The sequence below is a fragment of the Abiotrophia defectiva ATCC 49176 genome, from assembly GCF_037041345.1.
Lineage (GTDB): Bacteria > Bacillota > Bacilli > Lactobacillales > Aerococcaceae > Abiotrophia.
In genome coordinates this window covers 1,915,082-1,930,909 of sequence record NZ_CP146287.1, presented here as the reverse complement: position 1 = coordinate 1,930,909, position 15,828 = coordinate 1,915,082, and the positions used below count along the sequence as shown (strand labels likewise).

Genomic DNA, 15,828 nt, shown 5'->3' with positions numbered 1-15,828 from the left:
GGAGGAAACTATTCATGCGTATCAAAACAGGCGATACAGTTAAAGTAATTGCAGGTAAAGATAAAGGTAAAACAGGGACTGTTTTACGTACTTTACCAAAAGAAGACCGCGTAGTCGTAGAAGGCTTGAACATTGCCAAGAAGCACGTTAAACCTTCTCAAGCAGGTCAAGGCGGGATCGAAGAATTCCCAGCACCAATCCACGTGTCTAACGTTAAACTCGTTGATCCTAAATCAGGGGAAGCAACACGTGTGGGTTATCGTTTCGAAGACGGCAAGAAAGTCCGTTTCGCGAAGAAATCTAACGAAACCATCTAATCAATAGCGAGAGGAGGATTAACACTACATGGAAAATCGTTTAAAAGCTAAATACTCAAACGAAGTAACTAAAAAATTGATCGAACAATTCAACTACACTTCTGTAATGCAAGTACCTAAAGTTGAAAAGATCGTCATCAACATGGGTGTGGGTGACGCAGTAGCTAACGCTAAGAACTTAGAAAAAGCTGTTGACGAACTCACTTTATTATCTGGTCAAAAGCCAGTGATTACCAAAGCTAAGAAATCCATCGCGGGCTTCCGTCTCCGTGAAGGTATGCCAATCGGGTGTAAAGTGACCCTACGTGGTGCGCGTATGTACGACTTCTTAGACAAGTTAGTCACTGTATCTTTACCACGTGTTCGTGACTTCCACGGTGTCAGCAACAAAGCCTTCGATGGCCGCGGGAACTACACCTTAGGGATCAAAGAACAACTTATCTTCCCTGAAGTGAACTATGATAACGTTGATAAAGTCCGCGGGATGGACATCGTTATTGTCACAACTGCGAAATCTGACGAAGAGGCACATGCTTTACTTAAAGAATTAGGCATGCCTTTCCAAAAATAAGACAAGGAGGCGAATGAACATTGGCTAAAAAATCAATGATTGCAAAAAACAAGCGGTCACCTAAATTCAAAGTTCAAGAGTATACGCGCTGCGAGCGTTGCGGACGTCCACACTCCGTATATCGTAAATTCAAACTTTGCCGTATTTGCTTCCGCGAACTTGCTTACAAAGGACAAATCCCTGGCGTGAAGAAAGCCAGCTGGTAATCCATACTGAACAAAGAGGAGGTAAATACAACATGGTTATGACAGATCCAATTGCTGATTTCTTAACTCGTATCCGTAACGCGAACAGCGTAGGACACAAGACTGTATCAGCACCATCTTCAAAAATCAAAGTAGCGATTGCTGAAATCTTGAAACAAGAAGGTTTCATCAAAAACTATGAAGTCGCAGAAGACGACAAACAAGGTGAAATCACCATCTTCTTGAAGTACGGCCGTAACAACGAAAAAGTTATCACTGGCATCAAGCGTATTTCAAAACCTGGTTTGCGTATCTACACCAAATCAGAAGACCTACCTAAGGTATTAAACGGCTTAGGGATCGCCATCATCTCAACTTCTAACGGTGTTGTGACTGACAAACAAGCTCGTCAAGCTGGTGTCGGTGGCGAAGTATTAGCTTACGTTTGGTAATCTAATTTATTCATATTCAAGATAACTAGAAATAAGAAAGAGGAGGTGCAGCCCTGTGAGTCGTATCGGTAAAAAACCAGTCGTGATTCCAGCAGGCGTAACCGTCGAAGTAAAAGGTCATACAGTGACTGTAAAAGGCCCTAAAGGTACTTTGACACGTGAATTCCACCCAAACATTGCGTTGGAAGTTCAAGAGAATGAAGTAGTCTTCACTCGTCCAAATGATTCAAAAGAAAACCGTTCATTACACGGGACTATGCGTTCTGTCTTCAGCAACATGGTTGAAGGTGTAGCGAATGGCTTCAAGAAAGAATTAGACCTTATCGGGGTCGGTTACCGTGCTCAAAAACAAGGTAACAAATTAGTGTTGAACGTGGGTCTTTCTCACCCAGTTGAATTCGAACCACTTGAAGGTGCTGACTTTGAAGTTCCTTCAAACACTAAAATTATCGTAGAAGGTTACGATAAAGAGAAAGTCGGCGCATTAGCAGCCAACATCCGTGGCGTACGTCCACCAGAACCATATAAAGGTAAAGGGATTCGTTACACTGACGAATATGTACGTCGTAAAGAAGGTAAGACTGGTAAGTAATAGACCGGTCCTGATCTTCTCCTATAACTTAAACTTAAAGAGGTGAAAATTGTGATTACAAAACCAGATAAAAACAAAGTACGTCGTAAAAGACATGCTCGCGTAAGAAACAAAATCTCTGGTACTGCTGAGTGCCCACGCTTGAACGTGTTCCGTTCCAACACGCACATCTACGCTCAATTAATTGATGACGTAGCGGGTGTGACGCTTGCAAGTGCCTCTAGTAATGACAAATCAGTAACAGGGACCAAAGTTGAACAAGCTTCAGCTGTAGGTAAATTAGTTGCTGAACGTGCGGTAGCAAAAGGCTTCAAGAAAGTTGTCTTCGACCGCGGTGGGTACCTATATCACGGTCGTGTGAAAGCTTTGGCTGAAGCAGCTCGTGAAAACGGCCTAGAATTTTAATAGAAGGAGGACACTAGTTCATGGTTCACATCAATCCAAATACCTTGGAAAACATCGAAGAACGCGTTGTGACGATTAACCGTGTTACCAAAGTTGTTAAGGGTGGACGTCGTCTACGTTTCTCAGCTTTAGTAGTTGTCGGTGACAAGAACGGTCACGTTGGCTTTGGTACTGGTAAAGCTCAAGAAGTTCCAGAAGCAATCCGTAAAGCTATCGAAGATGCGAAGAAAAACTTAATCGAAGTACCATTGACCGGAACCACAATTCCTCACGAAGCAATTGGCGAATTCTGTGGTGGTCGTGTCTTAATCAAACCAGCACCAGCCGGTTCTGGGGTTGCAGCAGGTGGTCCTGTTCGTGCCGTAATGGAATTAGCAGGGGTAGCTGACGTAACAAGTAAGTCTCTTGGTTCTAACACACCAATCAACATGGTGCGTGCGACTGTAGAAGGCTTGAAACAATTGAAAGTAGCTGAAGAAGTTGCTGCTTTACGTGGCAAATCAGTCGAAGAAATTTTAGGCTAAGGAGGACAATCAAATGGCGAACTTACAAATCCAATTGAAACGCAGCTTGATCGGTCGTCCTAAAAATCAAATCCAAACTGCTAAGGCGTTAGGTTTAACTAAGACTTACAAGACCGTTGTTAAACCAGACAACGAAGCAGTTCGTGGGATGATCAATACGATCAGTCACTTAGTTGAAGTAAAAGAAGCATAAAAATTAGAGACTAATACAAGGAGGTGCCACAGGAATGAAACTTCATACATTAAAACCTGCTGAAGGTTCACGTCAAGAACGTAACCGTGTCGGTCGTGGTCAAGGTTCCGGTAACGGTAAAACTGCTGGTCGCGGTCAAAAAGGTCAAAAAGCCCGTTCTGGCGGTGGCGTACGTTTAGGTTTCGAAGGTGGACAAACTCAATTGTTCCGTCGTTTACCAAAACGTGGATTCAACAACATCAACCGTAAAGAATATGCAGTCGTTAACTTGGAAGCTCTCAACCGCTTCGAAGACGGTACGACAGTTACACCAGCTCTCTTAGTTGAAGCAGGTGTCGTTAAGAAAGAATTATCAGGAGTAAAAATCTTAGGTAATGGTCAACTTGAAAGAAAATTAACTGTTCAAGCAGCCAAATTCTCTAAAGGTGCAGAGCAAGCAATTACTGCAGCTGGTGGATCAATCGAGGTGATCTAATGTTTACCTTTATTAAAAATGCATTTGCGGATAAAGATACGCGTCGTCGCATCTTTTTCACGCTCTTCGTTTTTGCGGTATTCCGATTAGGCTCACATATTCCTGTACCTGGGGTTCGGGTTTCAGCGATTAACACTTTCGCTGAGAGCGGCCTCTTAGGCTTATTAAACACTTTCGGTGGCGGTGCCTTGAAGCGCTTCTCGCTCTTCGCCATGGGGGTTTCTCCATACATTACCGCCTCAATCATCATTCAGTTATTACAAATGGACATCGTGCCTAAGTTTACTGAATGGGCTAAGCAAGGGGAAGTTGGGCGTCGTAAGCTCAACCAATGGACCACTTATGTTGCCATTGCCCTTGGTTTAGTACAATCTTACGGTATCGCCCTCGGTTTTAACCGGATGGCGCGTCTGGGCTTGATTGCCAACCCAACGACAATGCGTTACCTGACGATTGCCCTTATCTTAACAGCTGGTTCCATGTTCTTGGTCTGGTTGGGTGAGATGATTACCCGAAGCGGTGTCGGTAACGGCTTGTCCATGATTATCATGGCCGGGATTGTTGCGGAAGTGCCTAAGGAATTGATGGGTTATCTCCAACGCCATCTGGTAAATGGTGGAGATCATGCTATGACCAACATGCTGTCATTGGCAGCCATTATCTTGGTCATCGTCATCTTAATTGTGATTATCGTTTTAATGGAACGGGCTCAATTGCGTATCCCAATCCATTATTCTAAGAAAGCGTCAGGGGCGCGCTACTCAGCTCACCTCCCGCTTAAAATTAACTCAGCTGGGGTTATTCCAGTAATTTTCGCTAGCTCGTTCATTACAACACCTCAGATGATATTCTCGTTTGTGACAGTCGATCGGACTAACCCATGGATGGACTTTCTGGTACAACTCTTCGACTACCAAACACTCTACGGTGTAATCTTCTACACTGTCCTATTAATTGCGTTTACTTATTTCTATTCATTGATTCAAGTGAATCCAGAGAAAGTTGCCGAGAACTTGCAGAAGTCGAGCGGGTACATTCCAAGCGTACGTCCTGGGAAAGATACCGAAACTTACTTAACCAAAGTTATCAACCGCTTGAGCGGAGTAGGCGCACTTTACTTGACTTTGATTGCGGTATTACCGATTGTGGCAGGGTTCTTCTGGAACTTAACGTCACGTATCTCACTCAGCGGGACTAGCTTGCTGATTGTGGTCGGGGTTGCCATTGAGACTGCTAAGCAGGTCGAAGGGCGCGTTATCAAACGCCGTTATCAAGGATTCATTCAATAATCATGTGTCAAATAGAAGTAAAGGGAAGATACAAGATGAATATTTTATTAATGGGTTTGCCTGGTGCCGGTAAAGGGACACAGAGTGAACATCTAGTAAAAGATTATCAAATCGTACATATTGCAACTGGGGACATTTTCCGTGCTGCGATTCAGAACGAAACCCCACTTGGGCTCCAAGCTAAGGCTTACACTGACAACGGGAACCTGGTTCCTGACGAAGTGACCAATGCCATTGTACGTGAACGTTTAGCCCAAGACGACGTGAAAGCCCAAGGCTTCATGTTGGATGGCTACCCACGTACAAGCGCACAAGCTCAGGCGCTTGATCAAAACTTGGTGGAGTTAGATTCTCCAATCCATGCCGTTATCTATATCGATGTAGATCCAGAAGTCCTCAAGGATCGCTTGAGTGGCCGAATCATCTGCCGCAACTGTGGGGCAACCTACCACAAACTCTACAACCCACCGAAGGTTGAAGGGGTTTGTGACAACTGTGGTGCCAGTGATTTCTATCAACGTGAAGATGACAAGCCTGAGAAAGTTGCATATCGTATCAATCTCCAAATGGAATCAATTCGACCAATACTGGATTATTATGAGGAACGTGGGCTTCTTCACCGAGTGGATGGTCAACAAGCCATCGACAAGGTCTACGAAGATATCCGCCAGATTTTGTCCTCAGTGGCACAATAGCCTAACAGTAAGTTGGTAAGAGGAGGAAGTATGAATGGCTAAAGATGATGTAATTGAAGTTGAAGGTACAGTCATTGAAACTTTACCAAATGCAATGTTTAAGGTTGAATTAGAGAATGGGCATGAAATACTGGCTCACGTTTCAGGTAAAATCCGGATGAACTACATCCGCATCTTACCAGGAGATAAGGTAACGATTGAATTATCTCCTTACGATTTGACACGTGGTCGTATTACCTACCGCTTTAAGTAAACCGTTCCGTTTCGAATTTAAGGAGGGAATTAGTTAAGATGAAAGTTAGAGCATCTGTAAAGCCAATTTGCGAAAAATGTAAAATCATTCGTCGCAACGGCAATGTGATGGTAATTTGCGAAAATCCAAAACATAAACAACGTCAAGGTTAATAAGAAGGAGGTGCCAGATAAATGGCTCGTATTGCTGGAGTAGATATTCCGCGTGAAAAACGTGTAGTAATCTCATTAACATACATCTACGGTATTGGTTTGAAAACTGCACAACAAGTATTAAAACAAGCAAACGTTTCTGAAGACACTCGCGTTAAGGACTTATCAAACGATGAGCTCGACCGTATCCGTGAAATCATTGACGGCCTCAAAGTTGAAGGGGACTTACGTCGTGAAATTAGCTTGAACATCAAGCGTCTCCAAGAAATCGGTTCTTACCGTGGCTTACGTCACCGTCGTGGCTTGCCAGTTCGTGGTCAAAACACCAAGAACAACGCTCGTACACGTAAAGGACCTAAGAAAATGGTCACTGGTAAAAAATAATACTCGAATATAGAATGAAGGAGGTATAAACTTCATGGCAAAGAAAAAACAAGTTGCACGTCGTCGCCGTCGTGTTAGAAAAAATGTCGAGAAAGGTGTAGCACACATTCGCTCTACATTCAACAACACTATTGTTATGATCACTGACGTGAATGGTAATGCTATTTCATGGTCATCCGCAGGTTCATTAGGTTTCCGTGGTTCTAAGAAATCTACCCCATTCGCTGCACAAATGGCTTCAGAAGTGGCTGCTAAAGGTGCTATGGATCACGGGATGAAGACTGTTGAAGTAACAGTAAAAGGCCCAGGTTCAGGTCGTGAGTCAGCAATTCGTTCATTGCAAGCTACAGGTTTAGAAGTAACCGCCATCCGCGACGTTACCCCTATTCCTCACAACGGTTGCCGTCCTCCAAAACGTCGCCGCGTATAATCTAGATGACTCAAGCAACTGTGAAGCGCGTTATTACCAAGACTAACGTTTTGAAAGGGGAATATAATCGATGATCGAAATTGAAAAGCCAGAAATTAAAACGATTGAAGTCAGTGACGATGCCAAGTTTGGTAAAATTGTCGTTGAACCACTTGAACGTGGATATGGAACAACCCTTGGAAATTCATTACGTCGTATTTTATTATCTTCATTACCTGGTTCCGCTGTTACTAGCATCCAGATTGATGGAGTACTGCATGAATTTGCTACAGTTGAAGGTGTCGTGGAAGATGTTCCAACGATCATCTTGAACTTGAAGAAATTAGCATTGAAACTTCACACTCAAGAGTCAAAAGTAATTGAATTAAACGTCACCGGTCCAAAAGTTGTGACCGCAGCTGATATTATGCATGATAACGATGTGCAAATCCTCAACCCTGAGCTCTACATTTGCACCCTGGCTGATGGCGCTGAATTGAAGATGCGTCTAAACGTAGCCAACGGTCGTGGTTATGTCCGGAGCGAACACAACAAACGGGAAGATATGCCAATCGGCGTCTTACCAATCGATTCGATTTATACCCCAATTAAGAAGGTAAACTATCAAGTCGAAAACACCCGTATCGGGCAAAAGAACGTTTATGATAAATTAACTTTAGATATTTGGACCGACGGTTCAATTAGTCCTGAAAAATCATTAAGTTTAGCCGCTAAAATCTTAACGGAGCACTTAAATATCTTCGTTAACCTCAACGATGAAGCGCGTCAAACTGAAATTATGGTTGAGAAGGAAGAAGCTGAAAAAGAGAAAATGTTAATCATGACGATTGAAGAGTTAGACTTATCCGTTCGTTCATACAACTGTTTGAAACGCGCGGGCATCAACACGATTCAAGAGTTGACTAACAAATCAGAAGCAGAAATGATTAAAGTACGTAACCTTGGCCGTAAATCATTAGAGGAAGTCAAACAAAAATTGGCTAACCTTGAGTTGAGCTTACGCCAAGACGACTAGTATAGGATATTTCATATTCAAAGCAAAGGAGGAAACTGAATAATGGCATACCGCAAATTAGGACGTAAGAGCGCACAACGTAACGCATTATTGCGTGACTTAACTACTGATGTGATCGTATACGGCCGTATCGAAACCACAGAAACTCGTGCCAAAGAAGTACGTAAATTCGTTGATCAAATGATTACCTTAGGTAAAAAAGGTGACTTAGCATCACGCCGTCGTGCTGCAGCATTCTTGCGTAACGAGATTGCTAGCGCAACCGTTGAAGGGGATCAAGTCGTTGTTGAACGTGTCTTGACTCGTTTGTTCGGTGAGTACGCTGAGCGCTACGCTGACCGCCAAGGTGGCTACACCCGTGTCTTGAAGACCGGCCCACGTCGTGGTGATGGCGCCCCAATGGCAATCATCGAATTAGTATAATAGAGTGAGAATTCGCTTTATGATGAGGAGTGTGACGATTCTGTAGCCTTGCTAACCAACTACAGGGTCTAGCTCTATAGCACGATTGGGGGAGCCCTGCTTCCCCAATCGCTAGCTATCATCGTAAAAGTGATTTTTTTTTGGTCTTATACTCAAATTCTTGAAAGTGACGCCCCCAGGTGGTAGAGTAAGGGGGTGAGTTGCTTTCATAGCTAAGGCTAGGCAGGAAACTGGCTTTAGCTATGAAAGTAGCAAGGAGGCCCCAGAGGCAGAGAGGATGAAACAGACATGGCAGCAAGCGTTGTAAAACTATCGCATATCGATTTTCGTTACTATGGTAGCGAGGTCAATTCCCTGACCGATGTCTCCCTAGAAATCAAGGAAGGCGAATGGGTGGCTATTATTGGGCCAAACGGCTCAGGCAAGTCGACCCTAGCCAAAATTATGAATGGCCTCCTCGTGCCTGCGGCAGGCCAGGTAACCATTAAGGATTTAACCATTGACGAAGAGACCGTTTGGGAGGCTCGTCGCTCAGTTGGCATGGTCTTCCAGAACCCAGACAACCAATTTGTTGGTTCGACGGTAGAAGATGATGTGGCCTTTGGCTTGGAGAATAATGGAGTGCCACGTCAGGAGATGATTAGCCGGATTGAAGAGGCGCTGGCTGAAGTTCGGATGTCAGAATTTAAGGACAAGGAGCCTGCCCGCCTATCAGGGGGCCAGAAGCAACGGGTAGCCCTGGCTAGCATCTTGGCTTTGCGACCTGACATTATTATCTTGGATGAAGCGACTTCTATGTTGGACCCTAACGGTCGTCAAGAAGTGATTGCCGCCATCCGTAAGATTAAGGAACGCTTCAACCTGACGGTTATTTCCATTACCCATGATTTGGACGAAGCCAGCTTGGCTGACCGTATCCTCATGATGCAGGGCGGCCGCCTAGTTCAAGACAAGAAACCAGAAGAAATCTTCCTAATGGGTGAACATTTAGTGGAACAGGGCTTGGATGTGCCTTTTTCACAGAAACTCAAGGACGCCCTAGCTGCCCGCGGACTGGATGTGCCGGATAACTATCTCGATGAGGAGGCCTTATTGACATGGATCACACCATTGTATTCGACCAAGTAAGTTACCATTACAATGCCAATACGCCTTTTGAGGTAGCGGCCCTCTTCGACGTTAATTTAACCATTCCAGCCCACCAAGTGACTGCCGTCATCGGCCACACGGGTTCAGGCAAGTCGACTCTGATTCAACACCTTAATGTTTTGATTAAGCCAACCAAGGGCTCAGTACGTCTAGGGGATGTCTTGGTTACATCTACGGCTAAGTTACCTTCCCTCAAGCCCTTGCGTAAGCAGGTCGGTGTCGTCTTCCAATTCCCGGAAGCCCAGCTCTTTGAAGAGACGGTCCTCAAGGATGTCATGTTTGGACCTTTGAATTTTGGTGTCTCGGAAGAGGACGCGCTCGCCATTGCTAAGGAAAAATTATCCCTGGTCGGCATCAGTCCGGACCTCTATGAGCGCTCGCCTTTCGATCTCAGTGGCGGCCAAATGCGACGGGTGGCCATTGCCGGCGTTCTGGCCTTAGAACCGCAAGTGTTGGTCTTAGACGAGCCAACTGCCGGCCTAGACCCACTGGGTCAAGCCCAAATGCTGGACATGTTCATGCGCCTCCAAAAAGAGGATAAGTTGACCCTAGTCTTAATCAGTCACCAAATGGATGACGTTGCCCGTTATGCCGACCATGTCATTGTCATGGAAGGGGGCACGGTGGCTAAGACAGGGACGCCTGAACAGGTCTTCAGCCAGACGGATTGGTTGCGCCAACGGCGCTTAGATGTGCCACGCTCCATGCAGTTTCTGGAGAAATTACAGGAGCGCTTAGGGGACCAGGCCCTAGCTATCGACCAGGCGCCCCTGACCGTTGAAGCCTTAGCCGACTTGCTCATGGCCCATCTTCCAGCTAAGGAGGGGACCGGCCATGTTGGATAAAATGTTACTGGGACGCTATATCAATATGGATTCCTGGGTCCATCGACTGGATCCACGGACCAAGTTGCTAGCTTCTTTCTACTTTATTTTTGCGGTCTTCTTAGCCGATTCCTGGTTGGGTTACGCCATTTTGGCGCTCTTTACCCTCTTGGCTATTAAGTTGACCGGTCTTTCCTTTAAGTTCTTTATTAATGGGGTCAAGCCCATGATTTGGCTGATTCTCTTTACCGTGGTCTTTCAGATTCTCTTCACTAATGGGGGCCATGTCTTCTGGCAGTGGGGACCCTTTGTCCTCTCGACTGGTGGTTTGGAGAGTGGGGCCTTTATCTTCATGCGTCTGGTCCTCATTATTATGATGTCCACTATTCTAACCTTAACGACAGCGCCCCTGGAGCTAACGGACGGGATTGAACATCTCTTGCGGCCCCTGACTCGCTTTGGCTTCCCTGCCCACGAGTTGGCCCTTATGCTGGCTATCGCCTTGCGCTATGTGCCAACCCTCATGGATGAAGCCCAGAAAATCATGAACGCCCAACGCTCGCGTGGGGTAGAGTTCGATCAAGGTAGCCTCATGCAGAGAATGAAGGCTGTCGTGCCGATTTTGGTGCCCCTTTTCATCTCTGCCTTCAACCGGGCCGAAGAAATGGCAACCGCCATGGAAGCGCGGGGCTATCGCGGAGCAGAAGGCCGTACCAAGTATCGCCAGTTGGCCTACAGCCCAGCTGATAGACAAGTGCGTTGGGCCTTGCTAGTCCTGACCTTAGCCTTGTTAGCTAGCCGTTTCTGGCCAGTGGGGTGAGGCCATGCCACGTTATGCCATTCAACTCGCTTATGACGGTAGTCGCTTTGTCGGCTACCAAGTTCAGCCCAATGGCCCTTCTATTCAGGCCAATCTAGACGCGGCTCTAATCAAAATGGCCAAGTGCCCAGAAGGCGTGACCATTCCCACAGTGGCGTCAGGCCGGACTGATTCGGGTGTCCATGCCTTGGGCCAAGTAGTACATTTTGATTATCCTGCCCCTATGCCTCAACAAGCCATGCAAAGAGCGCTCAATGCCCTCTTGGACCCGTCGATTAAGGTAGTGGCAGTGGCTCGGGTGGCCGATGATTTCCATGCCCGCTACCATGCCATCGGTAAGGAGTACCGTTATCGGGTAGATATAGGTGCCTATGCCAATCCTTTCAAACGTCTCTACAGTCTCCACCATCCTTATCGCTATGACTTAGATCGAATCAATCAAGCCTTGGAGGCAGTGGTGGGAACCCACGACTTCACTAGCTTCTGTTCGACCAAGACCGATAAGGAAGACAAGGTGCGGACCGTTCATATGGCCCGAGTTTGGGAAGATAAGGACCAGCAGGAACTGGTCTTCCAGTTCCAGGGGACCGGGTTCCTCTATAATATGATTCGAATTCTGGTCGGGACTAGCCTGCAAATCGGGGATGGGCTGCGTCCTGTCAATGAACTTGAGCGTTTAATCCAGGTTCAGAACCGCAAGGAAGCAGGGCCAACGGCACCGCCACAGGGACTCTATCTCCATCAGGTTTTCTATGAGCCATCGCCATTTAATAAATAAGTAATCAAGCCCTCTTGCTAGGCAAGAGAGCTTGATTTTTGCTATTAAAAAATCATTGACATTTATTCAGAGTTCCCTTAAAATTAACTCATGTGATTTTAATTTTACTAAGGGGGATACTTATGAAACAAGTACTCAAGAAATCTTTGTTAGCCGGCGCTGCCTTTTTGGCCTTGGCTGCAAGCTTACCAACACCTTTGCCGGCACACGCTCAAGGTAAAGAAGTCAACACTGTTGTTTCCTCAGAAATGGCAAGCATCGACCCAGCTAAAGCGTCTGATGCGCCAAGCGGGAACATCATCCATAACGTCTTCGAAGGTTTGACCCGTGAATCGCAAGACTTCAAGAGCCAAGTGCCTGGTGTGGCCGAATCTTGGCAAGTCAGCGAAGATGGCAAGACCTATACTTTCAAATTACGTTCAGACGCTAAATGGTCTAACGGCGACCCTGTTACTGCAGGTGACTTTGAATATGCCTGGAAACGTGTCATCAATCCTGAAACAGGGGCTGACTACGCAGGGCTCTTCTTCGTCATTGAAGGGGCACAAGCCTACAACGAAGGCAAAGGGAGCGCAGACCAAGTTGGGGTCAAAGCAATCGACGACACTACCTTAGAAGTGAAGTTGGTCAACCCAACTGCTTACTTCTTAAGCTTAACTTCTTTCTATGCATTTGCACCTGTTAACAAGAAGGTGGTAGAAGCTAACGCTGACTGGGCTGACGACTTAAGCGACAAGTATGTCACTAACGGGGCCTTCAAGTTAGCTGAGTGGAACCACAACGCGGACCTAGCCTTAGAAAAGAATGACCAATACTGGGATAAGGACAATGTCAAGGTTGACCGTGTCAACGCGCAAATCGTGGAGTCTGATGCAACGGTTACTAAGATGTTCCAATCTGGTGAGATTGACTTCGTCAGCGCACCATTCGGGACCTTGTCTTTAGATTCTTTTGAAGGCTTCAAGAAACAAGGGATTCTTAAAGTTACACCACAGTCAGCTATCTACGTCTACAAACTCAACACTAAAGACCCTGTAATGTCTAATGTCAATATCCGTAAGGCTTTGGCTTTAGCTATTGACCGTCAAGGTTTGGTAACTAACATTACCAAGGCTGAACAAAAACCTGCTAAGGGGATTGTGCCAGCTTCAGTTACTGGCTTCGAAGCAGATGCTAACTACTTCAAGGATGCCGACTATGAAGGCGCCAAAGAATACTTGGCTAAAGGTTTACAAGAATTAGGCCTTAAGGACCCAAGTGAATTGACCGTTAAGATTTCTATGAACACCAGTGAAGCTCACGCAGCTATCGCTCAATACATCCAAGAAGGTTGGTCTAAGAACTTAGGGATCAAGGTAGAATTGGACAACTCTGAGTTCCAAGTTTACTTAGATCGTCTCAAGACCGGTGACTTCCAAGTGGCGCGTTTAGGTTGGTCTGGTGACTTCAACGATGCCTTAACCTTCTTAGATCAATACCGTAGCGCTGATGCAGGTAACAACTACACTGGTTGGGAAAATGCAGACTACGCTAAGTACCTGGAAGAAGCAGCCAAAGAAACTGACGCTAACAAACGTTTAGAAATTCTGAAGAAGGCTGAAAAAGTCTTAATGGACGAAATGCCAGTTATTCCAATCTATGACTACACTCAAGTAAGTGTTAAGAAAGACAACATCAAGGGCCTAGCAACATCACCTCTTGGTAAGATTGACTTGAAATACTTAGAAGTAGAATAGTCTTCCATGAATTAGGGCTGATTCCTAGTATCCCCTTGCTTAGCAAGGGGATATTTTTGTGTCATGAAAACGCTCATTGTCGGAAAAAATATTGACAAGTGGTGAATTTAAGATTAAAATTAATTCATGTGTTTTTAATCTTTCGGGTGATTTTTTGGTCAGCTATGGGCGAAAAAGCTGACAGAGAGTCATCCTCACGCTTAGTAAGTCAAATCTTAAGCCGTGATTTTAATGAGAGAATAGAAGTAGCAAATAAGAGGTCGGGTTTATACTGATCCCCCGCCCTTAAATTATTAGAGGAGGAGTAGACATGCGCAAATATATCTTCAAGCGCCTAATTTATATGGTCATTGCCTTATTCTGTATTATCACTTTGACCTTCTTCCTGATGCGAATTGCACCAGGGAACCCATTTGCCAGCGAGAAGGCCTTGCCGGCTAACATTCAAGCCCAGCTCAACAAGCAGTATGGCCTGAGCAACCCTTGGTATATCCAGTTCAGAGATTACCTAGTGGGCATTCTCAAGTTCGACTTCGGTTATTCCATGAAGTACCGGGGCCGTTCAACCAACGATATCATCTTTTCTAGTTTCCCAGTATCCTTAGCCCTAGGGATGCAAGCCTTGGTCATCGCCGTTGGTTTGGGGACGACTTTAGGGGTTATTTCCGCCACCTACCATAACAAGGTGCGCGACTATGCCGCGACTGTAGTGGCGGTGCTAGGGATTTCTGTGCCTTCCTTTATCTTGGCAGGGCTCATCCAATACCTCTTCGCCGTACAATTAGGCTGGTTCCCAGTGTCTGGTTGGAAAGGATTCAACTACACCATTCTGCCATCCTTGGCTCTCGGCTTAGGTTTCATGGGGAATATTGCCAAATTAACCCGGTCTAGTATGTTGGAACAGAATACCTCCGAGTATGTCAAGCTAGCCAAGGCCAAAGGCCTCAGCAAGTGGAAGATTGTCTTCAAGCACACCTTGCGTAATGCCCTCTTGCCAGTTGTGTCCTACTTAGGGCCACTCTTGGCTGGGGTTGTCACAGGTTCCTTCATTGTCGAAAACATCTTCGCCATTCCAGGTTTGGGTGGCCAGTTCGTTAAGTCCATTACCAACCGTGACTACACCGTCATTATGGGGACCACAGTCTTTTATTCCATCTTACTCTTATTTGCAGTCTTAGTGGTGGATATTGTCTATATGTGGATTGATCCACGCATTAAGTTAGAAGGAGGCGAGTCAGCGTGAGCCAAGTAGAATATACAGCCCAAGATTTTGAGTTGGTCGGGATCAAAGAAGACCAGACTGACGTCTTAAGCCAGAAGACCACTTCCTTCTGGGGCCAAGTCTTCCATACCTTTGCCCGTAACAAGTTGGCCCTCTTCAGCGTGGCTTTGCTAGCGGTCATTGCCCTCTTGGCCATTTTTGTCCCTATGTTCTGGCCGATTAGCTTTAGTGATCAAACAGGCTCTTATAATACGGCGCCTAATGCCACCTATCTCTTCGGGACCGACAACCTGGGACGGGATGTCTTCGTCCGTGTCTGGGTGGGTGCTCGCATCTCCCTCTTCATCGGCTTGATTGCGGCGGTCATTGACCTAGTAATCGGCGTCCTCTGGGGTGCAACAGCTGGCGTCTTAGGTGGACGTGTGGACGATGTCATGATGCGGATTGCCGACGTCTTAACCGCGCTACCTTATCTTTTGGTCGTGGTCCTGGTCATGGTGGTCCTAGACAAGGGCTTATTACCGATGATTGTAGCTCTATCCTTGACTGGATGGGTACGTATGGCCCGGATTGTGCGGGGGGAAGTGCTATCTATTAAGAACCAGGAGTATGTCTTAGCTTCTCGGACTTTGGGGGCTAGCACCTGGCACTTAATCCGTCGCCACTTGATTCCAAATGCCTTGGGTGGCATCATCGTCACCATGACCTTATCAATCCCGGGGGCAATCTTTACCGAGTCCTTCCTAAGCTATCTTGGTTTGGGGGTTACCCAACCTATGGCCAGCTGGGGGACCATGGCCTCCGAAGGGAACGAAGCCTTGGCAACAGCCCCATGGCGTCTTATCTTCCCAGCCTTGCTCATCTCCATTACCATCTTCGCCTTCAATACCATTGGCGATGGCTTGCGGGATGCCTTGGATCCAAAATTAAGAAAGTAGGGAGAT

24 protein-coding genes are annotated in these 15,828 nt (G+C 46.1%); all 24 read left to right on the top strand.

Going from position 1 to position 15,828, the window contains the following annotated elements; genetic code table 11:
* Positions 1-14: 14 nt before the first annotated feature.
* The 24 genes from rplX (at position 15) to V7R82_RS08955 (ending at position 15,822) form a co-directional block, all read left to right on the top strand.
* Complete coding sequence (gene rplX, locus V7R82_RS09070; protein ID WP_291428063.1) at positions 15-317, top strand: 50S ribosomal protein L24; 303 nt, start codon at positions 15-17, stop codon at positions 315-317.
* Positions 318-345: 28 nt separating this feature from the next.
* On the top strand, positions 346-888 hold the full coding sequence (rplE, locus tag V7R82_RS09065; RefSeq protein ID WP_023391472.1) for a 50S ribosomal protein L5: 543 nt from the start codon (positions 346-348) through the stop codon (positions 886-888).
* Positions 889-908: 20 nt separating this feature from the next.
* Positions 909-1,094 (top strand): type Z 30S ribosomal protein S14, encoded by a 186-nt coding sequence (locus V7R82_RS09060; RefSeq protein ID WP_083316294.1) that lies wholly within the window; start codon positions 909-911, stop codon positions 1,092-1,094.
* Between the two features lie 32 nt (positions 1,095-1,126).
* Positions 1,127-1,525 carry a 30S ribosomal protein S8 gene (rpsH, locus tag V7R82_RS09055; protein WP_023391471.1) on the top strand — a complete coding sequence of 133 codons (399 nt, stop codon included), beginning with the start codon at positions 1,127-1,129 and terminating at the stop codon, positions 1,523-1,525.
* Between the two features lie 55 nt (positions 1,526-1,580).
* Positions 1,581-2,117, top strand: coding sequence for a 50S ribosomal protein L6 (gene rplF / locus V7R82_RS09050; RefSeq protein ID WP_338542632.1), 537 nt, complete (start codon positions 1,581-1,583; stop codon positions 2,115-2,117).
* Positions 2,118-2,159: 42 nt separating this feature from the next.
* Positions 2,160-2,522 carry a 50S ribosomal protein L18 gene (gene rplR / locus V7R82_RS09045; RefSeq protein ID WP_023391469.1) on the top strand — a complete coding sequence of 121 codons (363 nt, stop codon included), beginning with the start codon at positions 2,160-2,162 and terminating at the stop codon, positions 2,520-2,522.
* A 20-nt stretch (positions 2,523-2,542) separates the two neighbouring features.
* On the top strand, positions 2,543-3,046 hold the full coding sequence (rpsE, locus tag V7R82_RS09040) for a 30S ribosomal protein S5 (protein ID WP_023391468.1): 504 nt from the start codon (positions 2,543-2,545) through the stop codon (positions 3,044-3,046).
* Positions 3,047-3,059: 13 nt separating this feature from the next.
* Complete coding sequence (gene rpmD / locus V7R82_RS09035) at positions 3,060-3,239, top strand: 50S ribosomal protein L30 (protein ID WP_023391467.1); 180 nt, start codon at positions 3,060-3,062, stop codon at positions 3,237-3,239.
* 34 nt (positions 3,240-3,273) lie between these two features.
* Positions 3,274-3,714: a 50S ribosomal protein L15 gene (rplO, locus tag V7R82_RS09030; protein WP_023391466.1), complete on the top strand. Its 441-nt coding sequence runs from the start codon at positions 3,274-3,276 to the stop codon at positions 3,712-3,714.
* Entirely contained in the window at positions 3,714-5,003 is a 1,290-nt protein-coding gene (gene secY / locus V7R82_RS09025) for a preprotein translocase subunit SecY (RefSeq protein ID WP_070756167.1), read from the top strand. Before rplO ends, secY begins: the two co-directional genes overlap by 1 nt.
* 35 nt (positions 5,004-5,038) lie before the next feature.
* A complete protein-coding gene (locus tag V7R82_RS09020; protein WP_338542631.1) occupies positions 5,039-5,698 on the top strand; it encodes an adenylate kinase in 660 nt (219 codons plus the stop codon).
* Between the two features lie 34 nt (positions 5,699-5,732).
* Positions 5,733-5,951 carry a translation initiation factor IF-1 gene (gene infA / locus V7R82_RS09015; RefSeq protein WP_023391463.1) on the top strand — a complete coding sequence of 73 codons (219 nt, stop codon included), beginning with the start codon at positions 5,733-5,735 and terminating at the stop codon, positions 5,949-5,951.
* A gap of 38 nt (positions 5,952-5,989) precedes the next feature.
* The gene (gene rpmJ / locus V7R82_RS09010; protein ID WP_083316295.1) at positions 5,990-6,103 is read left to right on the top strand and encodes a 50S ribosomal protein L36; all 114 of its coding nucleotides are present in this window, start codon (positions 5,990-5,992) and stop codon (positions 6,101-6,103) included.
* A gap of 21 nt (positions 6,104-6,124) precedes the next feature.
* On the top strand, positions 6,125-6,487 hold the full coding sequence (rpsM, locus tag V7R82_RS09005) for a 30S ribosomal protein S13 (RefSeq protein WP_023391462.1): 363 nt from the start codon (positions 6,125-6,127) through the stop codon (positions 6,485-6,487).
* A gap of 34 nt (positions 6,488-6,521) precedes the next feature.
* Entirely contained in the window at positions 6,522-6,917 is a 396-nt protein-coding gene (gene rpsK, locus V7R82_RS09000) for a 30S ribosomal protein S11 (RefSeq protein WP_023391461.1), read from the top strand.
* 70 nt (positions 6,918-6,987) lie between these two features.
* On the top strand, positions 6,988-7,932 hold the full coding sequence (locus V7R82_RS08995; RefSeq protein ID WP_070756169.1) for a DNA-directed RNA polymerase subunit alpha: 945 nt from the start codon (positions 6,988-6,990) through the stop codon (positions 7,930-7,932).
* A gap of 42 nt (positions 7,933-7,974) precedes the next feature.
* Entirely contained in the window at positions 7,975-8,355 is a 381-nt protein-coding gene (gene rplQ / locus V7R82_RS08990; RefSeq protein WP_023391459.1) for a 50S ribosomal protein L17, read from the top strand.
* Between the two features lie 288 nt (positions 8,356-8,643).
* Positions 8,644-9,483, top strand: a complete 840-nt coding sequence (locus tag V7R82_RS08985; protein ID WP_314760473.1) for an energy-coupling factor ABC transporter ATP-binding protein — start codon at positions 8,644-8,646, stop codon at positions 9,481-9,483.
* Positions 9,453-10,349: an energy-coupling factor ABC transporter ATP-binding protein gene (locus V7R82_RS08980; protein ID WP_070756171.1), complete on the top strand. Its 897-nt coding sequence runs from the start codon at positions 9,453-9,455 to the stop codon at positions 10,347-10,349. The genes V7R82_RS08985 and V7R82_RS08980 overlap by 31 nt, the downstream gene beginning before the upstream one ends.
* Positions 10,339-11,148, top strand: a complete 810-nt coding sequence (locus tag V7R82_RS08975) for an energy-coupling factor transporter transmembrane component T family protein (RefSeq protein ID WP_268442470.1) — start codon at positions 10,339-10,341, stop codon at positions 11,146-11,148. Before V7R82_RS08980 ends, V7R82_RS08975 begins: the two co-directional genes overlap by 11 nt.
* Before the next feature lie 4 nt (positions 11,149-11,152).
* Positions 11,153-11,926 (top strand): tRNA pseudouridine(38-40) synthase TruA, encoded by a 774-nt coding sequence (gene truA, locus V7R82_RS08970; RefSeq protein WP_338542630.1) that lies wholly within the window; start codon positions 11,153-11,155, stop codon positions 11,924-11,926.
* 122 nt (positions 11,927-12,048) lie between these two features.
* Positions 12,049-13,662, top strand: a complete 1,614-nt coding sequence (locus V7R82_RS08965; RefSeq protein WP_338542629.1) for a peptide ABC transporter substrate-binding protein — start codon at positions 12,049-12,051, stop codon at positions 13,660-13,662.
* A 310-nt stretch (positions 13,663-13,972) separates the two neighbouring features.
* Positions 13,973-14,905 (top strand): ABC transporter permease, encoded by a 933-nt coding sequence (locus tag V7R82_RS08960; protein WP_023391453.1) that lies wholly within the window; start codon positions 13,973-13,975, stop codon positions 14,903-14,905.
* Complete coding sequence (locus V7R82_RS08955) at positions 14,902-15,822, top strand: ABC transporter permease (RefSeq protein ID WP_023391452.1); 921 nt, start codon at positions 14,902-14,904, stop codon at positions 15,820-15,822. The genes V7R82_RS08960 and V7R82_RS08955 overlap by 4 nt, the downstream gene beginning before the upstream one ends.
* The last annotated feature ends 6 nt before the right edge of the window (positions 15,823-15,828 follow it).

What these genes read in the sequence shown, in the direction of transcription:
- V7R82_RS08975 (WP_268442470.1), top strand. Translation starts at nt 10,339, where the DNA reads ATGTTGGATAAAATGTTACTGGGACGCTATATCAATATGGATTCCTGG.
- rpsM (WP_023391462.1), top strand. Translation starts at nt 6,125, where the DNA reads ATGGCTCGTATTGCTGGAGTAGATATTCCGCGTGAAAAACGTGTAGTA.
- rplE (WP_023391472.1), top strand. Translation starts at nt 346, where the DNA reads ATGGAAAATCGTTTAAAAGCTAAATACTCAAACGAAGTAACTAAAAAA.
- rplX (WP_291428063.1), top strand. Translation starts at nt 15, where the DNA reads ATGCGTATCAAAACAGGCGATACAGTTAAAGTAATTGCAGGTAAAGAT.
- rpsE (WP_023391468.1), top strand. Translation starts at nt 2,543, where the DNA reads ATGGTTCACATCAATCCAAATACCTTGGAAAACATCGAAGAACGCGTT.
- V7R82_RS08985 (WP_314760473.1), top strand. Translation starts at nt 8,644, where the DNA reads ATGGCAGCAAGCGTTGTAAAACTATCGCATATCGATTTTCGTTACTAT.
- rpsK (WP_023391461.1), top strand. Translation starts at nt 6,522, where the DNA reads ATGGCAAAGAAAAAACAAGTTGCACGTCGTCGCCGTCGTGTTAGAAAA.
- V7R82_RS09020 (WP_338542631.1), top strand. Translation starts at nt 5,039, where the DNA reads ATGAATATTTTATTAATGGGTTTGCCTGGTGCCGGTAAAGGGACACAG.
- V7R82_RS08995 (WP_070756169.1), top strand. Translation starts at nt 6,988, where the DNA reads ATGATCGAAATTGAAAAGCCAGAAATTAAAACGATTGAAGTCAGTGAC.
- infA (WP_023391463.1), top strand. Translation starts at nt 5,733, where the DNA reads ATGGCTAAAGATGATGTAATTGAAGTTGAAGGTACAGTCATTGAAACT.
- V7R82_RS08980 (WP_070756171.1), top strand. Translation starts at nt 9,453, where the DNA reads ATGGATCACACCATTGTATTCGACCAAGTAAGTTACCATTACAATGCC.
- secY (WP_070756167.1), top strand. Translation starts at nt 3,714, where the DNA reads ATGTTTACCTTTATTAAAAATGCATTTGCGGATAAAGATACGCGTCGT.
- rpmJ (WP_083316295.1), top strand. Translation starts at nt 5,990, where the DNA reads ATGAAAGTTAGAGCATCTGTAAAGCCAATTTGCGAAAAATGTAAAATC.
- truA (WP_338542630.1), top strand. Translation starts at nt 11,153, where the DNA reads ATGCCACGTTATGCCATTCAACTCGCTTATGACGGTAGTCGCTTTGTC.
- V7R82_RS08965 (WP_338542629.1), top strand. Translation starts at nt 12,049, where the DNA reads ATGAAACAAGTACTCAAGAAATCTTTGTTAGCCGGCGCTGCCTTTTTG.
- rpmD (WP_023391467.1), top strand. Translation starts at nt 3,060, where the DNA reads ATGGCGAACTTACAAATCCAATTGAAACGCAGCTTGATCGGTCGTCCT.
- V7R82_RS08960 (WP_023391453.1), top strand. Translation starts at nt 13,973, where the DNA reads ATGCGCAAATATATCTTCAAGCGCCTAATTTATATGGTCATTGCCTTA.
- rplQ (WP_023391459.1), top strand. Translation starts at nt 7,975, where the DNA reads ATGGCATACCGCAAATTAGGACGTAAGAGCGCACAACGTAACGCATTA.
- rpsH (WP_023391471.1), top strand. Translation starts at nt 1,127, where the DNA reads ATGGTTATGACAGATCCAATTGCTGATTTCTTAACTCGTATCCGTAAC.
- rplO (WP_023391466.1), top strand. Translation starts at nt 3,274, where the DNA reads ATGAAACTTCATACATTAAAACCTGCTGAAGGTTCACGTCAAGAACGT.